The sequence below is a fragment of the Candidatus Dependentiae bacterium genome, assembly GCA_026389065.1.
In the GTDB taxonomy this organism is placed as follows: Bacteria; Babelota; Babeliae; order Babelales; family Chromulinivoraceae; genus JACPFN01.
The window spans coordinates 1-2,156 of sequence record JAPLIP010000001.1; the positions used below are offsets into that span (position 1 = coordinate 1).

The following is a 2,156-nucleotide window of genomic DNA, read 5'->3' on the forward strand; positions in this document are numbered from 1 at the left end:
AAACAAACATCATAAAAAATCCACCATCAATTCACAATTACCCAATCAGTCAGCATAGCCCTGGAAAAGACTGCGGAACTATAACTTGTAGCCCACCACCCAAAGGCCCACACGGATACTTTATTCCATCAGAAAAGCACAGAGCTCACCAAAGTGGCCAAGCAAGCGCAGGCCCAACCTGGGAAGATGGACAAAAAGCACTGGATGGTTCTGTGAATGTTCCTGATTCAAGTCGACGAGTCGTCGCATATGGAGGTAAATATATTGTTTTTGATCAAACATCTCCAGGAGTTTATCATGGACACTATCGACCATGGGATGGAATGAAAGATGAACGATTATCAGACTCAATGAAAAAAGCTTTAAAACAATATGGTATGACAACCGGGAACAAAGGAAAAATAAAAAAGGACATGAAGGAATAATATGAGCAACTTTTTAGACCAAAATAAAGAAAAATACTCAGCCAAAATAGCTCAATTAAATTTAAACAAAGCTACAAATAATTGTATAAATATATACACCTCAGAAATCAACCTAGAAAATACATATATTTTAAGCTGGATAAAAATTGAATATACCCAAAACCTTAAAACATATATTTTATTGTATGATAATTTTATTGCAGGAATTTATAATTTTAGAGAACTTATATCGCAAGCCTTAAATAATAATCTACAACTAGATCCATCTATTCAAAAAAGTTTAGGCTTCTATCTCTCTCAATATTACAAAAACAATAATCGTAAAAATTTAATTTACAAAGAAAGCGATGAAGGAAATAAATACTGGATAGGTAGTAAATACAAACTATTTGATTTTAATCCAGCATCATGGCTATACAACGACCAACACGGAAATATTTTTTTGGAAACAACACCAATTTATCCATGGTTCTTTGACAAACCAGAAGCAGGAGAAACTTTTGTGAAATATTCAGAGTGGATGAAGACCTACAAGCCTCTTTTAATTCGAACCATATCAAAAGAAACTGCGCAGCAGTGGCTCAAGCAAATTGATGAGCTTATTGAAGTTGTCAAAGCAAATGACGAAAAAATAAGATGCACAGGCCTGGGTTGTCTGCATTGTGCAAAAGAAGGCAAAACCGGTTGTCCTTGCGGATCTTAAAAAGTAAAATTTATGAATCTCAAAATAATTTTATACGCTTTAATTTTCACAGCATCTTCGCTTATGTTTTCTGGGTTTCCAGCAGGAACTCAAATTAAAATACCTGGTGGATATAAACCAATTGAACAACTCTGCATAGGTGATTTAGCTTTTGCCGTTAAACCTGACGGCAACTGCACCATAACATCAATTGTTCAAACAGCATCATACACCTGGCATAAGTACATGATCATTGAAATTGATGGTGAATTAATAATTTCAGTCACCGGACAAAAGTTTGATGGTGAATTAATAATTTCAGTCACCGGACAAAAGTTCTATAATCCAATAGAAAACAGATGGATCAAGGCTAAGCATCTACAAAAAAATACGCCTATCCTTTCTGGATTAAACACGATCAAATATATTTCTTCTTCTCAAAAAATATATGACCCCATAGAAGTTTTTGATATCAGATTAAAAGATACTCATACTTTCTGTGTTGGAAATCATGATGTGGTGGTACACAATTTTTTACAGTTTACCATCGGATTTTCAATTGCATGGGGCTGTGGAGTAGTAACATTTGAAGCCTTTTGGCAAGCATGCATTATTGGACTTGTTGCGCTAGGAATGCGCACATGCTCACAAGAAACAAATCAAGGCTGGAAAAGCCAAGCCTTTATTAAAACACCAGATGGCAATAAATCATGCGAAATAGGTAGTGACAAAATATTTATTCAAAATTTGCCAAATCAAGCCCAAGCCAACCCTGTTTTAATTGCTCATAGCACATGCCCAGATTTACGAACTCAGAACAAGCCAAGAGAAACTTGCTATCACCTCTCGTCTCAAAAAGTTGCACACTCTAAAGCAATTTCAAGCAATGCATCAAATTTAAACGAACTAATAGCGTCTTTAAGCATTCAAACAAACATCATAAAAAATCCACCATCAATTCACAATTACCCAATCAGTCAGCATAGCCCTGGAAAAGACTGCGGAACTATAACTTGTAGCCCACCACCCAAAGGCCCACACGGATACTT

The 2,156-nt window shown here is 35.6% G+C and carries 3 protein-coding genes; all 3 read left to right on the forward strand.

Going from position 1 to position 2,156, the window contains the following annotated elements:
* Positions 1 to 425: hypothetical protein (locus tag NTU89_00005; protein ID MCX5922934.1), on the forward strand; the 425-nt coding region annotated here is incomplete at its 5' end.
* A 1-nt stretch (position 426) separates the two neighbouring features.
* Positions 427 to 1,128, forward strand: a complete 702-nt coding sequence (locus tag NTU89_00010; protein MCX5922935.1) for a hypothetical protein — start codon at positions 427 to 429, stop codon at positions 1,126 to 1,128.
* A gap of 12 nt (positions 1,129 to 1,140) precedes the next feature.
* Positions 1,141 to 2,156 (forward strand): Hint domain-containing protein (locus NTU89_00015; GenBank protein MCX5922936.1); only part of this gene is annotated, 1,016 nt, incomplete at its 3' end.